This window comes from Kaistia sp. SLG-1, from assembly GCF_059699055.1.
Genome location: NZ_AP048544.1, coordinates 3,339,446 through 3,357,424 on the forward strand (window position 1 = coordinate 3,339,446; position 17,979 = coordinate 3,357,424).

General features: G+C 67.0%; 16 protein-coding genes. 9 read left to right on the forward strand and 7 right to left on the reverse strand.

Features of this window, described 5'->3' with window-relative positions; translation table 11 throughout:
• The first annotated feature begins 60 nt into the window (after positions 1-60).
• Genes AC6HZP_RS15160 through AC6HZP_RS15185 form a run of 6 tightly spaced genes read left to right on the forward strand, consistent with a single transcriptional unit; the run spans position 61 to position 5,150 of the window.
• On the forward strand, positions 61-711 hold the full coding sequence (locus AC6HZP_RS15160; RefSeq protein ID WP_201399968.1) for an amino acid ABC transporter permease: 651 nt from the start codon (positions 61-63) through the stop codon (positions 709-711).
• Entirely contained in the window at positions 708-1,364 is a 657-nt protein-coding gene (locus tag AC6HZP_RS15165; RefSeq protein WP_497523547.1) for an amino acid ABC transporter permease, read from the forward strand. Before AC6HZP_RS15160 ends, AC6HZP_RS15165 begins: the two co-directional genes overlap by 4 nt.
• The gene (locus tag AC6HZP_RS15170; protein WP_497523548.1) at positions 1,357-2,136 is read left to right on the forward strand and encodes an amino acid ABC transporter ATP-binding protein; all 780 of its coding nucleotides are present in this window, start codon (positions 1,357-1,359) and stop codon (positions 2,134-2,136) included. Before AC6HZP_RS15165 ends, AC6HZP_RS15170 begins: the two co-directional genes overlap by 8 nt.
• Positions 2,126-3,325, forward strand: coding sequence for an oxamate carbamoyltransferase subunit AllG family protein (locus tag AC6HZP_RS15175; protein WP_497526810.1), 1,200 nt, complete (start codon positions 2,126-2,128; stop codon positions 3,323-3,325). Before AC6HZP_RS15170 ends, AC6HZP_RS15175 begins: the two co-directional genes overlap by 11 nt.
• Positions 3,322-4,746: an FAD/NAD(P)-binding protein gene (locus AC6HZP_RS15180; RefSeq protein ID WP_497523549.1), complete on the forward strand. Its 1,425-nt coding sequence runs from the start codon at positions 3,322-3,324 to the stop codon at positions 4,744-4,746. Before AC6HZP_RS15175 ends, AC6HZP_RS15180 begins: the two co-directional genes overlap by 4 nt.
• Positions 4,743-5,150, forward strand: coding sequence for a RidA family protein (locus AC6HZP_RS15185; RefSeq protein ID WP_201399972.1), 408 nt, complete (start codon positions 4,743-4,745; stop codon positions 5,148-5,150). The genes AC6HZP_RS15180 and AC6HZP_RS15185 overlap by 4 nt, the downstream gene beginning before the upstream one ends.
• Positions 5,151-5,516: 366 nt before the next feature.
• Here AC6HZP_RS15185 and guaA read toward each other — a convergent pair whose 3' ends face one another.
• From guaA to guaB, 5 genes are all read right to left on the reverse strand, one after another.
• Entirely contained in the window at positions 5,517-7,079 is a 1,563-nt protein-coding gene (gene guaA / locus AC6HZP_RS15190; protein ID WP_497523550.1) for a glutamine-hydrolyzing GMP synthase, read from the reverse strand.
• 141 nt (positions 7,080-7,220) lie between these two features.
• Complete coding sequence (locus tag AC6HZP_RS15195) at positions 7,221-7,670, reverse strand: hypothetical protein (protein ID WP_497523551.1); 450 nt, start codon at positions 7,668-7,670, stop codon at positions 7,221-7,223.
• A gap of 215 nt (positions 7,671-7,885) precedes the next feature.
• Positions 7,886-9,199 (reverse strand): RsmB/NOP family class I SAM-dependent RNA methyltransferase, encoded by a 1,314-nt coding sequence (locus tag AC6HZP_RS15200; protein ID WP_497523552.1) that lies wholly within the window; start codon positions 9,197-9,199, stop codon positions 7,886-7,888.
• Between the two features lie 12 nt (positions 9,200-9,211).
• Complete coding sequence (locus AC6HZP_RS15205; RefSeq protein WP_497523553.1) at positions 9,212-9,619, reverse strand: MAPEG family protein; 408 nt, start codon at positions 9,617-9,619, stop codon at positions 9,212-9,214.
• Positions 9,620-9,741: 122 nt separating this feature from the next.
• Complete coding sequence (guaB, locus tag AC6HZP_RS15210) at positions 9,742-11,232, reverse strand: IMP dehydrogenase (RefSeq protein ID WP_201399977.1); 1,491 nt, start codon at positions 11,230-11,232, stop codon at positions 9,742-9,744.
• A gap of 312 nt (positions 11,233-11,544) precedes the next feature.
• Between guaB and AC6HZP_RS15215 the strand changes: the two genes are divergently transcribed.
• Positions 11,545-12,579, forward strand: coding sequence for an ATP-grasp fold amidoligase family protein (locus AC6HZP_RS15215; RefSeq protein WP_497523554.1), 1,035 nt, complete (start codon positions 11,545-11,547; stop codon positions 12,577-12,579).
• Between the two features lie 70 nt (positions 12,580-12,649).
• Positions 12,650-14,098, forward strand: coding sequence for a DHA2 family efflux MFS transporter permease subunit (locus AC6HZP_RS15220; RefSeq protein ID WP_497523555.1), 1,449 nt, complete (start codon positions 12,650-12,652; stop codon positions 14,096-14,098).
• 20 nt (positions 14,099-14,118) lie between these two features.
• On the opposite strand, the gene AC6HZP_RS15225 is transcribed toward AC6HZP_RS15220, so the two are convergent.
• Positions 14,119-14,865, reverse strand: a complete 747-nt coding sequence (locus AC6HZP_RS15225; protein WP_497523556.1) for an RlmE family RNA methyltransferase — start codon at positions 14,863-14,865, stop codon at positions 14,119-14,121.
• The gene (locus AC6HZP_RS15230) at positions 14,862-16,223 is read right to left on the reverse strand and encodes a Ppx/GppA phosphatase family protein (protein ID WP_497523557.1); all 1,362 of its coding nucleotides are present in this window, start codon (positions 16,221-16,223) and stop codon (positions 14,862-14,864) included. The genes AC6HZP_RS15225 and AC6HZP_RS15230 overlap by 4 nt, the downstream gene beginning before the upstream one ends.
• 430 nt (positions 16,224-16,653) lie before the next feature.
• Between AC6HZP_RS15230 and AC6HZP_RS15235 the strand changes: the two genes are divergently transcribed.
• Positions 16,654-17,721: a transglycosylase SLT domain-containing protein gene (locus tag AC6HZP_RS15235; RefSeq protein ID WP_497523558.1), complete on the forward strand. Its 1,068-nt coding sequence runs from the start codon at positions 16,654-16,656 to the stop codon at positions 17,719-17,721.
• Positions 17,722-17,979 lie beyond the last annotated feature (258 nt).

The following is a 17,979-nucleotide window of genomic DNA, read 5'->3' on the forward strand; positions in this document are numbered from 1 at the left end:
CGCGCCCGAGGCGGCGTCGATCGCCTCCGTCGCCCCTACCCCTTCCGAAGCAGGACCGCCATGACCTGGGCTGCCTTCCTTACCCTGATCAGCGGCGCGTTGACGACGATCGCGTTGTCGGCGTCCGGCATCGTCATGGGCCTGCCGCTGGGTCTGGCCCTGGCGCTGATCCGCTGGGGACGCGTGCCCGTCGCGAGCGGGCTCGTCGCCTTCTATGTCAGCATCGTCCGCTCGACGCCGATCGTGACGTTCGCGCTCTTCGTCTTCTTCGTCCTGCCGAGCATCGGCCTGGAATTGCAGCCGATACCGGCCGCCGTCCTGACGCTGACCCTCAACACCGCCGCTTTCAATTGCGAGATCTGGCGTTCCGCCCTGGGAAGCTTCCCACGCGACCAGGTCGAAGCGGCGCACGCCTTCGGCATGACGAGACAGACCCTGTTTCGACGGATCATCATGCCGCAGATCTGGCGCACGAGCATCGGGCCCCTGACCAACGAGATGACGATCCTGTTGAAGGGGACGCCCGCGGTCGCCGTCATCGGCGTCGTCGAAATCACCCGGGCGGCGAGCCGGATCGGCGCGGAAACCTACCGTCCCCTGCCGCCCTTCCTCACGGCGACGATCCTTTACACGCTCATCATCGCGGTGCTCGTCCAGGGCCAGCGCCTGGTCGAGCGGCGCATCAGCCAGCGCTACGGGTATTCGCCATGAGTGCCTTGACCGTGATCTGGGAGCAGCGGCAGCTTTTCCTGGACGGGCTGCTGAACACCATCGCGCTGGTGGGCATCTGCGCCGCCTTCAGCCTTCCGCTTGGCGCGCTCGGGGCCGTTCTCCTGCTGGAGGCCGGCGAAAACGTAAGCCGGATCTGCCGGGCTGCGGTCGACCTGATGCGCTGTGTGCCCTTTCTGCTGCTCGCCTACGTCATCTACTACGGACTGCCGGGGATCGGGCTTCGCTTCAGCGCCTGGGGCGCCGGGATCGTGACGCTGGTCGCCTACAACACGGCCTATCTCGTCGAGATCTTCCGCTCCGCCATCGTCGCACTTCCCAAGGATCACGCCGAGGCGGCGCGCGCCTTCGGCTTTCGACCCTGGCAGATCTATCGCCGGATCCTGTTCCCGCAGGTCCTGGCGAGCTCGGCGCCGATCATCGGCAATCAGCTGGTCGTCATGGTCAAGGACAGCGCCTTGCTCATGATCATCACGGTGCAGGAACTCTCCTTCGTGGCCAATTTCATCAACACGAACTACTTCACGCCCTTCGCTCCCTTCGCCGTGGCGATGGCACTCTATTGGGGCCTGTGCCTCGTGATCGAAGTCGGCGTTGCCCGGCTCGGCAGACCGCAGTGGATGCGTCATGGCTGATCTCAATGTACCCGCGATTTCCGCGCGCATGGTCTGCAAGCAGTTCAACGGCGTCGAAATCCTGAGGGACATCTCCCTCGACGTTCAGCCGGGTCAGACCGTTTGCCTGATCGGGCCGAGCGGATCCGGCAAATCGACGTTCCTGCGCTGCCTGAACTGGCTCGAAGTCCCGACCTCGGGGACGATCGAGCTCAACGGCAAGCCGCTCGGGACAGAGGTCGCTCCCGACAAGACGATCCGCCCGATGTCCAACGCGGCGCTCGCCAAGGCGCGCACGCGCATCAGCATGGTGTTCCAGCATTTCGCGCTCTGGCCGCACCTGACGGTCCTCGGAAACGTCATCGAAGCCCCGGTCCATGTCCTCGGCCGGCCAAAGGCGGAGGCGATCGAAGAAGGCCGCCTGCTCCTCCAGCGCGTGGGGTTGGCGGACAAGGCCGACGTCTATCCCCACACCCTTTCCGGCGGGCAGAAACAGCGGGTCGCCATCAGCCGGGCGCTGGCCATGCGTCCCGATGTCCTGCTGTTCGACGAGCCGACCAGCGCGCTCGATCCGGAGATGGTCGGCGAAGTCCTCGCGGTCATGCGCAGCCTCGCAGCGGAGGGCTACACCATGATCGTCGTCACGCATGAAATGGCATTCGCCCGCGACGTCGCCGACAGGATCGTCTTCCTCGACGGCGGCCGCGTCATTGAGACAGGAGAGCCCATGGCGTTTTTCGATCAACCCCAAACCGAGCGCGCCCGCCGCTTCCTGGCCCGCTATGTCGGCTGACGCGAACGCACGGGCCCTGGGGCTCATCGAGGCGGCCGAGCCGGTTCTCACGGGTATCGTGACCGCACGGGAGGCGCTCCAGCTCGACGACCTCGAGCTCGGCCACGCAGGACCGCCTTTCGAGACCCCGGACGCCATTCCGCGACTGGTCCTGAACGCGCTCGCGGGTGCTGCGGTCCACGAAGGCTGGACGAACACGGTCGAAAGCGCGCGTCAGAAGATCCTCGACGGCGCGATCCGTCTCCATTCCAACCATGATCTCGGCACGGTCTCGCCGATGGCCGGCGTCGTCCGCCCCAGCCAGAAGCTGATGCGGGTCGAGAACCGGGCGGGCGCGGGCGTCGTCTACGCGACGCTGGCCGAATCCGGCCGCCGGGCCCTACGCTTCGGCGTCTATGACGAGGCGAGCGCGGCCGGCCTGCGTTGGGTGGACGACGTGCTCGCCGAGGCGCTGGCGGCGGCTCTGCCGGCCGAAGGCCTGCCCGTCTTCCCCCTGGTCGCCGACGGCGTGGCGCTCGGCGACGACGTGCACCAGCGCAACATCGGCGGCATGATGGCCTTCATCCGGGCCCTGCCAGCCCTGGACGACCCTTGCCGCGCCTGGCTCTTCGCCAATCCGCAGCACTTCCTGAACTACGCCATGGCGGCCGCCAAACTCGCGCTCGATCGTGCCGATGGCGTTCCCGGCTCCAGCATCGTTACCGCCATATCCCGGAACGGCGTTCATTGCGGCATCCGCGTCGCCGGGACGGGCAAGCGCTGGTTCACGGCGAAGGCCGTACTTCCCGTCGGCGGCTTCTTCTCCCCCTTCACGATCGACGACGCCCAGGCGGACCTCGGCGACAGCGCGATCGTCGAAGCCTACGGGCTTGGCGGCGCGATCGCCCATGCCTCGCCGGAGATCGCCCGGACCATGGGACGGGACTGGGACGAAGCGTCGGAAGCGGGGCGAGCGATGCGACAGCTCTATATCGGCAAAAACCCGATCATTGCCCCCGCCTTGTGCGGCGAGGCCGGCGTCGGACTTGGCCTCGACGCCCGTCGTGTCGTCGAGGCCGGGCAGCCGGTCCGCATCCACACGGGGATCGGTCACAAGGACGGTCAATCGGGCTGGATCGGGGTCGGCGTTGCCGAGGCCCCCCTCGCCTGCTTTTCGGCGGCAGTCCAGGCCTTGGGAGAGGGATCTTGAAGAAGACGAACGGGCACAAAGGCTCTCCAACGCGTCTGGTCGTGATCGGCGGCGGGTTTACCGGCGCGGCCCTCGCCATCCATGCGATCCGGGCGAGCCAGGATGACATGGAGATCACGATCATCGAGCCGGCGGCCGAACTGGGCCGAGGCACCGCTTACGGGACCGACGATCCGGCACACCGCATCAATGTCCCGAGCGATCGCATGACGCTCACCAAGGACGATCCCGAGGGAGCGACGCGCTGGCTCTTCCAGCAGGGTATTCTCCCGGACACCGGGAGCGACGATGGCGAGGGTCGATACTATGTACCGCGCCGATCCTATGGCGCCTTTATCGCCGCGAGCCTTCGCAACGCGATCGAGCAGGCCGGAGGCCGCATCACGTTCCGGCATGTGCGGGACAGCGCCATCGCGGTGATCCGCGGCGACGGGGCCTGGCGGATTTCGACGGAAGCCCATGGCGAACTCGGCGCCGATCTGGTTGCCCTGTCGTTCGGGCACGCGGCGCCGTCGGCGCCCTGTCCGATCGAACCGGACGTCGCGAAAAACCCGAAATTCGTTCCCAATCCCTGGGCTGCCGGTGCCCTGGCCGCGATCGGCGAGCAGGACAGCATCTTGATCGTCGGCACCGGGCTGACGATGGCTGACGTCGTCATGAGCCTTCGTGCGACCGGCCGGAACGGACCGATCACCGCGATTTCCAGGCGTGGACTGGTCCCCGGCGCGCACGGACTGTTTCGTTCCGATATCGACCTCTTCGAGGGCGCCCCACCGCCGCGCACCGCCCTCGGCCTGCTCCGGGCGATCCGGCGCCGGGTTCGCGAGACGGAAGCCGAAATGGGCTGGCAGCCCGTCGTCGATAGCCTGCGCGCGCAACTGCCGGACATCTGGAACGGCTTGCCGGCCGCCGAACAGCGCCGTGTCCTCAGCCGACTTCTGCCCTACTGGGACGTCCATCGCTTCCGCATCGCGCCGCAGATCAGCGCCGCGCTTGAACGCGATCGGGCGGCAGGATCGCTTTCGATCGAGAAGGCCGGATTGTCGAGCCTCGCCCCGGATGGCGATGGATTGAAGGCCCGACTGAAACGCAAGGGGGGCCGGGTCGAAGAGCGAAGCTTCGACGCCGTCGTGCTCTGCACCGGTCCGGACAAAAACGTCGCCGCGAACCCGCTCGTCGCAGCCCTACTTGCCCAAAAGCTCGCCTGCCTCGACCCCGCCGGATTGGGCCTCCGCGTCGATCGATCCAGCCGCGTCCTCGATCCGAACGACCAGGTGACGCCCGGGCTGTTCGCGTTCGGGCCGATGACGCGCGGAAGCTTTGGCGAAATGACCGGAGCCCCTGACATCGCCAGCCATATCGAACGGATCGCCGGTGATCTGTTCGGCAAGACGTTTTCGCTGAAAGGTAACCGTCTGTGACCACCAAACTCCATCACGTCGTGCCGAACGCCAGCCCGCCGCCGCCCTCGTCCCTGTACTCCCACGCCGTTCAGGCCGACGGGTGGCTGCATGTCACGGGGCAACTGCCCACGGACCCCGACGATCCGGCGGCACCGCTTCGCGAAGGCATCGAGGCGCAGAGTGAACTGTGCTTCGAGAACATCCGGCGCATCCTGGACCATGCGGGCTATCGCCTGGACGATACCGTGTTCATCCGCATCTTCCTCAAGGAGTTCGACCGGGATTTCGCCGCCTTCAATCGCATCTACGCCCGGCATTTCCCGCAGGACCAGCTCCTGCCCAGCCGGACGACCGTTGGCGTTGCGGCCCTCGGAAGAGGCGCCCTGGTGGAGATCGACCTGGTCTGCTTCCGGTCGACCTGACGGTTCGATGTCGATTGCGGCACCGATTACTGCGATCTCGGGCTATTTGGCTTTCAGAGTCTTGATCGCTGCATCGGTCAACATCTTGGGCCACCTCTCAAAAGTACCGTCATGCAGTACTGGGAGGCTCAGACCGAAGACTGCCGCGTATATTCAACGAGCCAGATCAAAAAAGTACCGTCAGGAGATTCATCCCTGGCGGCACTTCACATTTTCCTGACCATCAATATGGGCAAAGTCCATCAGACAGGCCGTCGAGCGCGATCTATACGCACCGATGGCTGCTGCCATCGGTGGGAGTAGTTTCGTTTTCAGCGCTTTATGGCGTGCGCGGCGTATTAACGGATACCGCCGAACAGTCCCAAATCATTCCCACTCGATCGTGCCAGGGGGCTTCGAGGTTACATCGTAGACGACGCGGTTGACGCCCTTGACCTCGTTGATGATGCGGGTCGCGGCCTGGCCGAGGAAGGCCATGTCGTAGGGGTAGAAATCCGCCGTCATGCCGTCGACCGAGGTGACGGCGCGCAGCGCCAGCACCGAGTCATAGGTGCGGCCGTCGCCCATCACGCCGACCGTCTGCACCGGCAGCAGCACGGCGAACGCCTGCCAGATCGTGTCGTAGAGACCGGCCTTGCGGATCTCGTCGAGATAGATCGCATCGGCCTTGCGGAGGATGTCGAGCTTCTCGCGCGTCACGCCGCCCGGCAGGCGGATGGCGAGGCCCGGGCCCGGGAACGGGTGGCGGCCGACGAAGCTGTCCGGCAGGCCGAGCTCGCGGCCGAGCGCGCGCACCTCGTCCTTGAACAGCTCGCGCAGCGGCTCCACCAGCTTCATGTTCATGCGCGCCGGCAGGCCGCCGACATTGTGGTGCGACTTGATCGTCACCGAGGGGCCGCCCGAGAACGAGACGCTTTCGATCACGTCCGGATAGAGCGTGCCCTGGGCCAAAAACTCCGGCGCACCCTTGCCGTCGCTCGCGATCTTCTTCGCCTCGGCGTCGAACACGTCGATGAACAGCTTGCCGATGATCTTGCGCTTGGTCTCCGGGTCGGAGACGCCCTCGAGCTCGCCGATGAAGAGATCGGACGCGTCGACATGCACCAGCGGGATGTTGAAATGCTCGCGGAACAGCGAGACGACCTGGTCGCCCTCATTGAGGCGCATCAGGCCGTGGTCGACGAAGACGCAGGTGAGCTGGTCGCCGATCGCCTCGTGGATCAGCACCGCCGCGACGGCCGAGTCGACGCCGCCGGAGAGCGCGCAGAGCACCCTGCCCTTGCCGACCTGGGCGCGGATCTTCTCGATCATGTCCTGCCGGTAGCCGGACATGGTCCAGTCGGACTTCAGGCCGACGATGCCGTGCACGAAATTGGCGAGCAGCTTGCTGCCGTCCGGCGTGTGGACGACCTCGGGATGGAACTGGACGCCGTAGAAGCGGCGCGCCTCGTCGGCGATCGCCGCGAAGGGCGCGCCGTCGGAAACGGCAATGACCTCGAAGCCCTCGGGGATCGCCATGACCTTGTCGCCGTGGCTCATCCAGACCTGGTGGCGGCTGCCCTTCTCCCAGACGCCCTCGAACAGCGGCGATGCCTGCTTGATCTCGACGAAGGCGCGGCCGAACTCGCGATGCTCGCTGGTCTCGACGCGGCCGCCAAGCTGGGCGGTCATGGTCTGCTCGCCATAGCAGATGCCGAGAACCGGGACGCCGGCCGCGAACACGGCCTCCGGCGCGCGGGGCGAGCCGATGTCGCCGGTGCTGGCCGGGCTGCCGGAGAGGATGACGCCCTTCGGCTGCAGCCTGGCGAAGGCCTCGTCGGCCTTCTGGAAGGGGTGGATCTCGCAATAGACGCCGGTCTCGCGCAGACGGCGCGCAATCAGCTGCGTTACCTGCGATCCAAAATCGATGATGAGAATGCTGTCGGTCATGGAGGCGGTCCGGGCGTCTGAGGGGATTGGCCCCTCGGTTAAGCGATCGCGCCGCAAACTGCAATCGCCGAGCTGCCGATCACGGCGTGCATAGGTCAAGAAAACGGCCCGCTCCTGTTGGGGAGCGGGCCGCTGGGTCGATCAGGGCGCTGCGGTCGCGGGCGTATCCGTCGCCGGAGCCTCCGCGGCGGGCGCGGCCGGGGCCGGCTCGGCCGCCGGAGCCGGCGTTTCTGCCGCCGGCGCGGCCGGCGTCTCGGTCACGGGCGCGGGCTCGGCGGCGGGCGCCGGCGTCGCGGGCGCCTCGGCGGCCGGGGCCGGCTCGACAGCCGGAGCCGGCTCGGCGGCCGGCGGCTCGACGACGACCGGAGCCGGGGCCCAGAACGCGAACTCGGCGCAACCCTCAGGCGCCTTGGCGTCGGCGAAGCGCTCCTTGAGCTTCTTGCACGCGAACTCGCGCGCCGACGTCGGCAAGTACTTGTTGATCTCGACGCCGAGCGGATCGTTCGGATTGCCGGCGGCGAACACGAAGTAAGCCCAGTATCCGGCGAACAGCACGATCATAATGGCGATGAGCCTGAGCAGCCTGCGCATGTAGTTAGACCTCCTGGAGCACCGGCCCGGGCGACGAGAACCGCCTTCCGGAAACCGGCGTTCAAACCAAAACGATGGAGCGGTTTCTTCACAAACCAGGCGCGTCCGCCACTCCAGTCCGGGAAACCCCGGGCGGCCCTTCTATCGGCGCAGCCGCGCCGTGTCGAGGCGAGCTGCCCGCAACCCGGCATGGGCACACAGATAGATGGCCCGATTCAGGCCGTGCGCGTCAGGACCGAGACGAAGAAACCGTCCGTACCGCTGGTGCGCGGCGTCATCAGGAGACCGTGCTGGAGAAGGCGGACTGCCGGGCCGAGGATGTTCATCGATTCCTGCTCATAGGCCTCGACGACCGCCTGCGGCGGCACAACGGCGAAGCCGGGATGCGCGGCGAGGAATGCCGCGACCTGATCGCTGTTCTCTTCCTCAAGCACCGAGCAGGTGATGTAGGCGAGCCGGCCGCCCGGCTTCACGTAGCGGGCGGCGGTTTCGAGCACCAGCGCCTGATCCTTGTTGCGCTCGGCGAGACTGCCCGGCCGAATGCGCCACTTGGCGTCCGGATTGCGCCGCCAGGTGCCCGTGCCGGTGCAGGGAGCATCGACGAGGACCAGGTCCATCCGATGCTCGAGATCGTCGAGCACGTCGCTGTTCGGCCGCGGCGTGCGGACCTGGACGTTGCGGACGCCGGCCCGCGCCAGCCGGTCGTGGATCGGCGCAAGACGACGACGATCGCTGTCATGCGCGAAGATCTGGCCGTGATTCTGCATCGCCGCCGCGAGCGCCAACGTCTTGCCGCCGCCGCCGGCGCAGAGATCGAGCACCTGCTGGCCCGGACGCGCGCCGGCGAATTCCGCCGCGAGCTGGCTGCCGAGATCCTGGATCTCGATCTGCCCCTTCAGGAAGGGCTCGGTCGAGGCGATATGCGGCTCGCCCCGCTCCGGCTCCAGCGGCAGGCGCAGGCAGAGCGTCGAGAGCGCCGGACGCTCCGGCGCCCGGCCGATCGCCGCCGAAAGCTCGGAGGCGGCATGGTCAGGCTCGGCCCTGAGCGTATTGACGCGGAGATCGAGCGGCGCCGGCTCGGCGAGCGCCTGCATCTCGGCGACGACATCCTCGCCGAAGACGCGCGCCAGATTGGGCGCGATCCATTCCGGATAGTCGCCGCGGACGAAATCGGGCGCCTCGGCGAGGCGATCGACGCTGAGCGCGGCGCGTTCGTCGTCGGTCAGCGGCGCCGGCGCGAAACGATCACCGGAAAACAGCTTCTCGATCGCGGCGATGTCGAGCCCGCGATGGAAGTGGAACAGGCCGAGCATGACGGAGCGGCCGTCGTCGCCGCCGGCAACAGCCGCCGACGAGTTCTTGTGGCGGAGCGCGTCAAAGACGAGATCGCCGATGGCGCGCCGGTCCTTCGAGCCAGCGAAGCGATGCGCGAGGCCCCACTCCTTCAGCGCGTCGGGCGCCGGGCGGCGGCGGGTGGCGATATCATCGAGGACTTCGATGGCGGCGGAGATGCGTGCGGCTGGGATCATGGTCCGGCGCTTCTAGAGGATACGGACGGCGAGGTCGAGCCAGAGGAAGCCCACCAGTAGGAATCCGACGAGAAAGCTGAGGTGCCGCAGCGCCAGCGGGCCGTTGAGCGAGGCGAAGGTATGGATGACGCGGCTCGCCACGAAGAGCCAGGCGACCACGACTTCCAGGATGGATGTGCCGTTGACGCCGAACAGAAAGCCGATGACGACGAAGAAAAGAAGCGGCAGCTCGAACTGGTTGGCGAGATGACGGCGCGCCGTCGCCGAGGCCTGCGGCTCGTCGACGCCGGGCGGGAAATCGGTGCTCGGCACGGCGCCGCTCGCAACCGCGCCGCGGCGGGTGATGCCGAGCCAGAGATAGCAAAGCGCGATCAGCGCGAACTGCGCGATCGCCGGCCAGAGGATAGCGGTTTTCAGCATGAAGCCCCCGATCGGTTGTGCCGGTGCAGACCAGCATCCGGGCACGCCCGGCAGGGTGAAAACAGGAAAAGGGGCAGGAGGTTCCCCTGCCCCTTCAATCCTGCCAGCGGATTGGCCGCGCGTCAGCCGATGCCGGGATAGTTCGGGCTCTCGCGCGTGATCGTCACGTCATGCGTGTGGCTCTCGCGCAGACCCGCCGTCGAGATGCGGACGAAGCGGGCCCGCTCGCGGAAGGCTTCGAGATTCTCGGCACCGACATAGCCCATGGCGGCGCGCAGGCCGCCGGCGAGCTGGTGCAGAACGCCGCTGACGGGGCCCTTGTACGGAACCTGGCCCTCGACGCCCTCCGGCACCAGCTTCAGCGTGTCGCGCACTTCGGCCTGGAAGTAACGGTCGGCCGAGCCGCGCGCCATCGCGCCGACCGAGCCCATGCCGCGATACGCCTTGAACGAACGTCCCTGGTGCAGATAGACCTCGCCCGGGCTCTCCTCGGTACCGGCGAGCAGCGAGCCAATCATGGCGCAGCGCGCGCCGGCGGCGAGCGCCTTGGCGAGATCGCCGGAATACTTGATGCCGCCATCGGCGACGATCGGGATGTCGGCCTTGTCGGCGGCGGCGACGGCTTCCATGATCGCGGTCAGCTGCGGCACGCCGACGCCGGCTACGACGCGCGTCGTGCAGATCGAGCCGGGGCCGATGCCGATCTTGACCGCGTCGGCGCCGGCGTCGATGAGCGCCTGGGCGCCCTCGGCGGTGGCGACGTTGCCGGCCATGACCTGGACCCGGTTCGACAGCTTCTTGACCCGCTCGACCGCCTCGAGCACGCGCTGCGAATGACCATGCGCGGTGTCGACGACGATCAGGTCGACTCCGGCGTCGATCAGCCGCTCGGTCCGCTCGATGCCGTTTTCGCCGACCGTGGTGGCGGCGGCGACGCGGAGGCGCCCCTGCTCGTCCTTGGCGGCGTTCGGATTGAGCTGGCTCTTCTCCATGTCCTTGACGGTGATCAGGCCGATGCAGCGATAGGCCTTGTCGACGACGACCAGCTTCTCGATCCGGTGCTGGTGCAGCAGGCGACGCGCCTCGTCCTGGCTGACGCCTTCTTTCACCGTGACGAGACCCTCGCGGGTCATCAGCTCATAGACCTTCTGGTCCGGGTTGGAGGCGAAGCGCACGTCGCGGTTGGTGAGGATGCCGACCAGGCGGCCCGGGCTGCCGCCGCCCTCGACGACGGGGATGCCGGAGATGCGGTGCGCCTTCATCAGCGCCAGCGCGTCGGCGAGCGTCGCGTCCGGCTCGATCGTGACGGGGTTCACGACCATGCCCGATTCGAACTTCTTGACCTGCCGGACCTCTTCCGCCTGCTGCTCGGGCGAGAGGTTGCGGTGAATGACGCCGAGGCCGCCGGCCTGCGCCATGGCGATGGCGAGGCGCGCCTCGGTGACCGTGTCCATGGCCGAGGAGATGATCGGAATGTTGAGCTCGATCTCGCGCGTCAGCCGCGTGCGGATGTCGACCTCGCCCGGCATGACGAGCGAATGACCCGGCTGAAGCAGCACGTCGTCAAACGTGAGTGCCTCGCGTCCGGTCGACAATTCAAGGATCTGGGCCATGGCCAACGCTCCGAATGCAAAAGACCAACCGGGGGACCAAGGGTCGCCGGTGGCCGGGTTCATCGAATAGGGTTGGCGGTGGTCTCTATCATGGCAACGCGGCCGCTGGAAAGCCTCGTCCGGCAGAATCTGCCTTCGAACCTGCGCGCTGGCCGCAGGGCCGCCCCGTGCCTGTCGCATGGCGATAAACCCGCCATCTCTTCGCGTTTGGCAGCGAAGTCCGAATCATGGAGAACGGCCGCTGGGACAGCGACCGCCAGGAAGACAGACACGATGTGATTGACCTTGGCTCGCCACGTGGTGAGATCGAAAATGCGCTTGAAAGACACGTCGCTCTACCACAGCTTCCGGCGAATTCGAATCAGGATTAAGCAAGGCTTCAATCGGCGGCAGGCACGACTTCCCTGGATCGGCGAAGCGCTGGTCCGGCGGTGGCATATTCAGCGCTACGAGAAGGAGATGGGCGCAACGCCTCGCCTGAACCCTCCTGTCACATTCTCCGAGCACCTGATCCATCGCATCTTGTTCGACCGCGATCCGCGCCTGAAGATCGTTTCCGACAAACTCGCCGTCCGGTCGTTGATCGAAGAACGCGTCGGACCAGACTATGTCGTCCCTCTGCTCGGTGCATGGGATGATGCCGCGCATATCGCATGGGAGACCCTGCCATCCAGCTACGTATTGAAGCCGAACCATGGATCGGGGATGGTATCAATCGTTTACGATGCAAATTCCGTTGATCGCCAGAAGCTTCGGGCCGAGGCGCAATCATGGCTTGGCATCGACTTTTACGATGTCGCCCGCGAATGGGGGTATCGGAGCCTGCCGCGTCGCATCCTCGCCGAAACGCTTCTAACTGGCCCGGACGGCGCCCCGCCCCCGGAGGTCCAGGTAATGACCTTTCACGGCAAGGCCGTCCTGATGCGAGTCCTGACGGGCAAGAAGGGCAAAGGCACCCGCCTTGCGAATTGGTTTGACGTGAATGGGGTCGAACAGAACCTGCGCTCAAAGGCTATTCCCGTCGGATCCTATCGTTTAAGCCGCGACACGGCGCGTCTGTTGGCAAGCCTGGCGGAAAGGGCAGCCGCCGGCTTCGACCATTTGAGGGTCGATTTCTACCTGACCGATAGCGGCCTCAAGATCGGCGAACTGACTTCCTACCATGCGAGCGGCATCGTGGAATGGAACGACTTGACCTATGATGAGATGCTCGGGAAGTGCTGGCGGAGCCCATCGGAGGCATCCCGACGCAGCCAAGGCGAGCCGTTCCTTTTTGATCAGGTGCACGGACGGACCGCCGAGCAGATCATCTCCGTGCCGCGCACCGGATTGCCAGGCGGAGCGTGACTAGCATCTCCCTCCAACTAGCCTATAGCCTTTCAGCGATTCATGGAAACGCCGAAGGAGTTGGAGCTCAATGCCCCCGCATCGCCCGCCCGCCCGGATTCTCCTGCCGCTGATCGTCGCCTGCGCGTTGTTCATGGAGAACCTCGATTCGACCGTGCTTTCGACGTCGCTGCCCGCCATCGCGCGGGATTTCGGCGTCAGTCCGATCGACCTGAAGCTGGCTCTCACCTCCTACCTACTGACCATCGCCATCTTCATCCCGGCCTCGGGATGGATCGCCGACCGGTTCGGCGCGCGCTCCGTCTTCCGCCTCGCCATCGCCCTCTTCACGCTCGGCTCGATCTGCTGCGGCTTTTCGAGCTCGATCCCGGAGATCGTCGCCTCGCGCGTCCTGCAGGGCATCGGCGGCGCGATGATGGTGCCGGTCGGCCGGCTGGTGATCCTGAAATCGGTGTCCAAGAGCGAGCTCGTGGGCGCGCTCGCCTGGCTGACCGTGCCGGCCCTGGTCGGCCCGGTCGTCGGCCCGGTCGTCGGCGGCTTCATCACCACCTATTTCGACTGGCGATGGATCTTCTGGATCAACGTGCCGATCGGCATTCTCGGCGTGACGCTGGCGACGCTCTTCATTCCGGACATTCGCGGCGAGGAGCGCGTCCGCTTCGATTTCATCGGCTTCCTGCTGACCGCCTTCGGCATCGCCGGCTTCATCACGGGCTCGACCTCGCTCGGGCTCAACCTGATGCCTTGGCCCTATGTGCTCGCCTGCCTGTTCGGCGGCGCCGCGCTGCTGGTCGCCTATTTCTTCTACAGCCGGCGCGTCGCGAACCCGATCCTCGACCTGTCGCTGTTCGCCATTCCGAGCTTCGCCGCCAGCGTCTTCGGCGGCATGCTGTTCCGGATCGGCATCGGCGCGCTGCCTTTCCTGCTGCCGCTGATGCTGCAGCTCGGCTACGGGCTGACGCCCTTCCAGTCCGGCACGATCACCTTCGTCTCGGCGCTCGGCGCCATCGCCATGAAGTTCGTCGCGCCGCCCCTGCTGCGTCGCTTCGGCTTCCGGCCGGTGCTGATCGCCAATTCCTTCATCGCGGCGATCTTCGTCGGCATTCCGGCCGCCTTCTCGATCGGCACGCCGATGCACCTGATCACCGGCCTGCTGTTCATCGGCGGCTTCTTCCGCTCGCTGCAGTTCACCAGCGCCAACGCCCTCTCCTTCGCCGACGTGCCGCAGGCGAAGATGAGCCGGGCCACGAGCATGACCAGCGTCTTCCAGCAATTGTCGCTATCGCTGGGCATCTCGACGGGCGCGATCTCGCTGCAGCTGACCATGCGGGCGCATGGCGGCCAGCTCGGCCTCGCCGACTTTCACCCGGCCTTCCTGGTCGTCGGCCTGATCGCGCTGAGCTCGGTTGTCTTCTTCATCCGCATGCCCCGCAACGCCGGCGAGGAAATGTCGGGACGGAAGGTCGTCACCAAGGAGCTCGCGCCCGACCCGGTCACGGCCATGCGCGAGCGGGCCTGAGGGCCAAACGGCTCGGCGGCCTACGGCCGCCAGCCCTCGTCCGGGCTCTCGTCTTCGGTCTCGCGCGCGACCTGCTTGCGGCCCTTGAAGCCCTTGGCGAGCAGGAACAGCTCCACCGAGCCCGCCCGGCTCGCCGGCGGCTTGATGTGGTAGACGTTGGCGAAATGCTGCTTGAGCTGGGTCAGCACGGTGCCCTCGGCGCCGCCGCGGAACACCTTGGTCAGGAAGTGGCCACCGGGCTTCAGCACGTCGAGGGCGAATTCGACGGCGACCTCGCAGAGATGGATCGTCCGCAAATGGTCGGTCTTCTGGTGGCCGGTCGTCGGCGCCGCCATGTCGGACATGACGACATCGGCACGGCCGCCCAGCGCCTCTTCGAGCAGCGCCGGCGCATCCTCGTCGAGAAAGTCCTTCTGGAACAGGATGACGCCCGGAAGCTCGTCCATCTCCAGATAGTCGATGGCGACAACCAGCTTGTTCTCGTCGCTCGACCCGACGCGCTCGACCGCGACCTGCGACCAGCCGCCCGGCGCGGCGCCGAGATCGACCACCTTCATGCCCGGCGCCAGAATCTTGTGCTTGTCGTCGATCTCGATCAGCTTGTAGGCGGCGCGCGAGCGATAGCCCTCGCGCTTCGAACGCGCGACATAGGGATCGTTCAGCTGGCGCTGGAGCCAGCGCTGCGACGAGGCCGTACGGCCGCGCGACGTCTTGACCCGAACGGTGAGTTCGCGGCCACCCGGTCCCCTGCCCTTGGTCGTGCTCATGACGTACGTCCCCCCTGTCGATGGGGCGAGCGCCGCCAGACGCCGTCCTCAGCCATCATTTCCACCAGAATTCCTTCGCGCAGGCCGCGATCCGCCACCCGCAGCCGCTGGCAGGGCCAGCGCCGGCGAATGGCTTCGAGAATGGCACAGCCCGCCAGCACCAGATCCGCCCGTTCCCTGCCGATGCAGGGATTGGCGATCCGCGCGGCATAGTCCATGCCCGTCAGCGTGTTCATCATCAGATTGACCTCATCGGCCGTCATCCACGTGCCGTCAACCCGGCGCCGATCATAGCGATCGAGGCCGAGATGCACACCCGCCAGCGTCGTCACGGTTCCCGACGTGCCCAGCATATGGAGATTGCCGGCGGCGACGGCCTGATCGAGCGCCACCGCCTCCGGGAAGTCGCGGAGCATCTCGGCAACTTCCGCCACCATCGCCTCGAAGACCTCGGCCGTCACCGTCTCGCCGCCATGGCGCTCGCTCAGCGTCACGACGCCGACCGGCAGCGACGCCCAGGTCCGGATCCGATCCGACATGCGCCGGCGACGTCCCTCGGCCGGGCGCGTCAAGTCGATCCAAACGAGCTCCGAAGAGCCGCCGCCGATATCGAACAGAAGCGCGCCGTTGGAATTCGGATCGATCAGCGAGGCGCAGCCGGACACGGCGAGCCGCGCCTCGGTCTCGCGCGACACGATCTCGAGCGCCAGCCCCGTCTCGCTGCGGACCCGCTCCAGGAAGATCGCGCCGTTCTCGGCCGAGCGGCATGCTTCCGTGGCGATCAGCCGGGCGCGCAGGACGCCGCGATCGGCGAGCTTGGAGCGGCAGACGCGCAACGCGTCGACAGCTCTATCCATCGCCGCCTCACCGAGCCGGCCGCTGCGGCCGACGCCTTCGCCGAGCCGCACGATGCGCGAGAACGCATCGACGACGCGAAAACCCCGCTCGCGCGGCTGCGCGATCAGCAGGCGGCAATTGTTGGTGCCGAGATCGAGCGCGGCGTAGAGCGTCTCGACCGGAGCGGCGGCTTCGGCTCGAGGACGCTCCTCGATACGAGACGGCGCGCGCTGCGCGGGCGACGGCGCCCCGGCGGCGCCATTGCGCGAAGGCGCGGGCCGCGCCGGAGCACCAAGGCCGGCCTTGGCCGACGGCACATACCCGCGCGCATTCGCCGAACGATCGGCCGGGCCGGACCGGCCCCGCTCGGTCGCCTTCGCTTCGATCGGTTTTTCGCCCGAGGCATAGACGGGCCGGCGCTTCTTGCGCCGCCTGCCCTTCTTCTTGCCAGGCAGTGCCTGCCCAGCGCCACGGGGGCCCTGGTCAGAACCGCCGGCGGTCCCGACATGATTCTGCGGCACGGCCGCGGAATCACTGGCGGGCGCCCTGGACTCCGCGATACGCGGATCCTCGCCCGAGATTGTCACATCAAATCCTTCGGCTGCGCGGACACAGGACAAATGGGTCCGGCGCGCAGCTCATCGCGTGCCTTGTTGAGGCTGAGTGTAGCAGCAAGCAGCGACGGCACAAGCGCGGCCCGCCAATAGCTTTCGCGGCAGGCAATTCAATGCGCATCAATTGCCACGGAAACGCCATTTTAACGACAAAATGAGGGGCAATTCAGGATGTGGAGGCGACGCAGATCGCCTCTGCTTGCGAGCAGACTTGCCTCATCGGGCGCCGCGTGAGAGTTTTACCGACCGATTAACCAGGCTTGGAGCCTCCTTGATCAGCCCTCTGCACCCGATGCGGCCCCGATCCGGCCGCATCACAACCGCAATTGCCGGCCGGATGCGCAGCCTCCTCGTGCTGCTCTTCTGTGTCCTGGTCCCGGCGGCGGCGCAGGCCAATGACGGCCCGACCCAAGGCGATATCGAAGCGCGCATCGCGCACTACGCCAAGATGTACGGCATTCCGTTCGCCCTGCTGCGCAAGGTGGTCAAGACGGAGAGCACCTTCAATCCGGCGGCGCGCAACGGGCCGTATTGGGGCCTGATGCAGATCCGGCACGATACGGCGCAGGGCCTGGGCTACAGCGGCCCGCCATCCGGGCTGCTCGACGCGGAAACCAATCTGATCTATGGCGGCGCCTATCTCGCCAACGCCTACATCGTCGCCGGCGGCAATGAGCGCCAGGCCCACGCCCTCTACAAGAGCGGATACTATTTCGAGGCCAAGCGGAAACGCATGCTGGCCAAGCTGATCAAGGTGCCGATGGGCGCCGAGCCGGTGATGGTCGCCGGCAGGACAATCGCCAAGCCGGCCGCGAACGAGCCCGAAAACGCCAAGCTGGTCGTCGCCAGCCTGGACGCCGCCGACGCCGCCCCCAAACCGATCTCCAAGCCCACATCGCCCATCATCGCCGCCAAGCCTGCCCCGACGATCGTCGAGGCGAAGGCTGAGCCGGAAGTGGTCGCCAAGCCGGTCGTGGCCAAGGCGGAAATCGTAATGCCGCTGCTGCCACGCCGCCGCCCGGCGGCGCCGATCCAGGTCGCCGCACTCACCGAACCCAAGCCGGACACATCCAAGCCCGAAGCGCCGCGCGGCCTGCTCTATGCGACGGCGCTGGTTCCCGCTTCGCAGACCGCCGGCGCGATCAACGCCGGAGAGATCATCGCCCGGCCCGAGCTGGCGCTCGCCGGCGCCTCCTCCGGCTTCGCCCGGGACGCCACGGCGGCGGCCTTCGCCCCGGCGCCTCGGCCGGCTCCGCCCCATTCCACGGCAGCGCTCCGGACCGCGCTCCGGCTTACGACGACGCAGGACAAGACCGCGTCAGACACACCGGCCCAGTCGCCCGCTCCGGCCGCGCCGCTGCCGCGCCATCGCCCGGCCCTGCCGGTCGCCCACAAGGCGAACTGATCCAGCCCCATACATGCACCGTCCTGGACCCGCGCGTCGCCTCTGCCGCCACAGAATCGCTTGCTTGACCACCTGACCGACCCCGTGCCTAGCTGAGCCTCCGCCTTGAACGGCGGAGGGAGGTCCAGCAGGGGAGATTTCAGCGGCGGAATGCGGGCTGTTCACCGCCCGGCATGAACGCGCCCGCCCTGCCCGGCCCCTCGCGCAACGCCAACAAGCGAGCGCCGCCAACGAGCGCTCCGGAGGGAGGGGAAACCG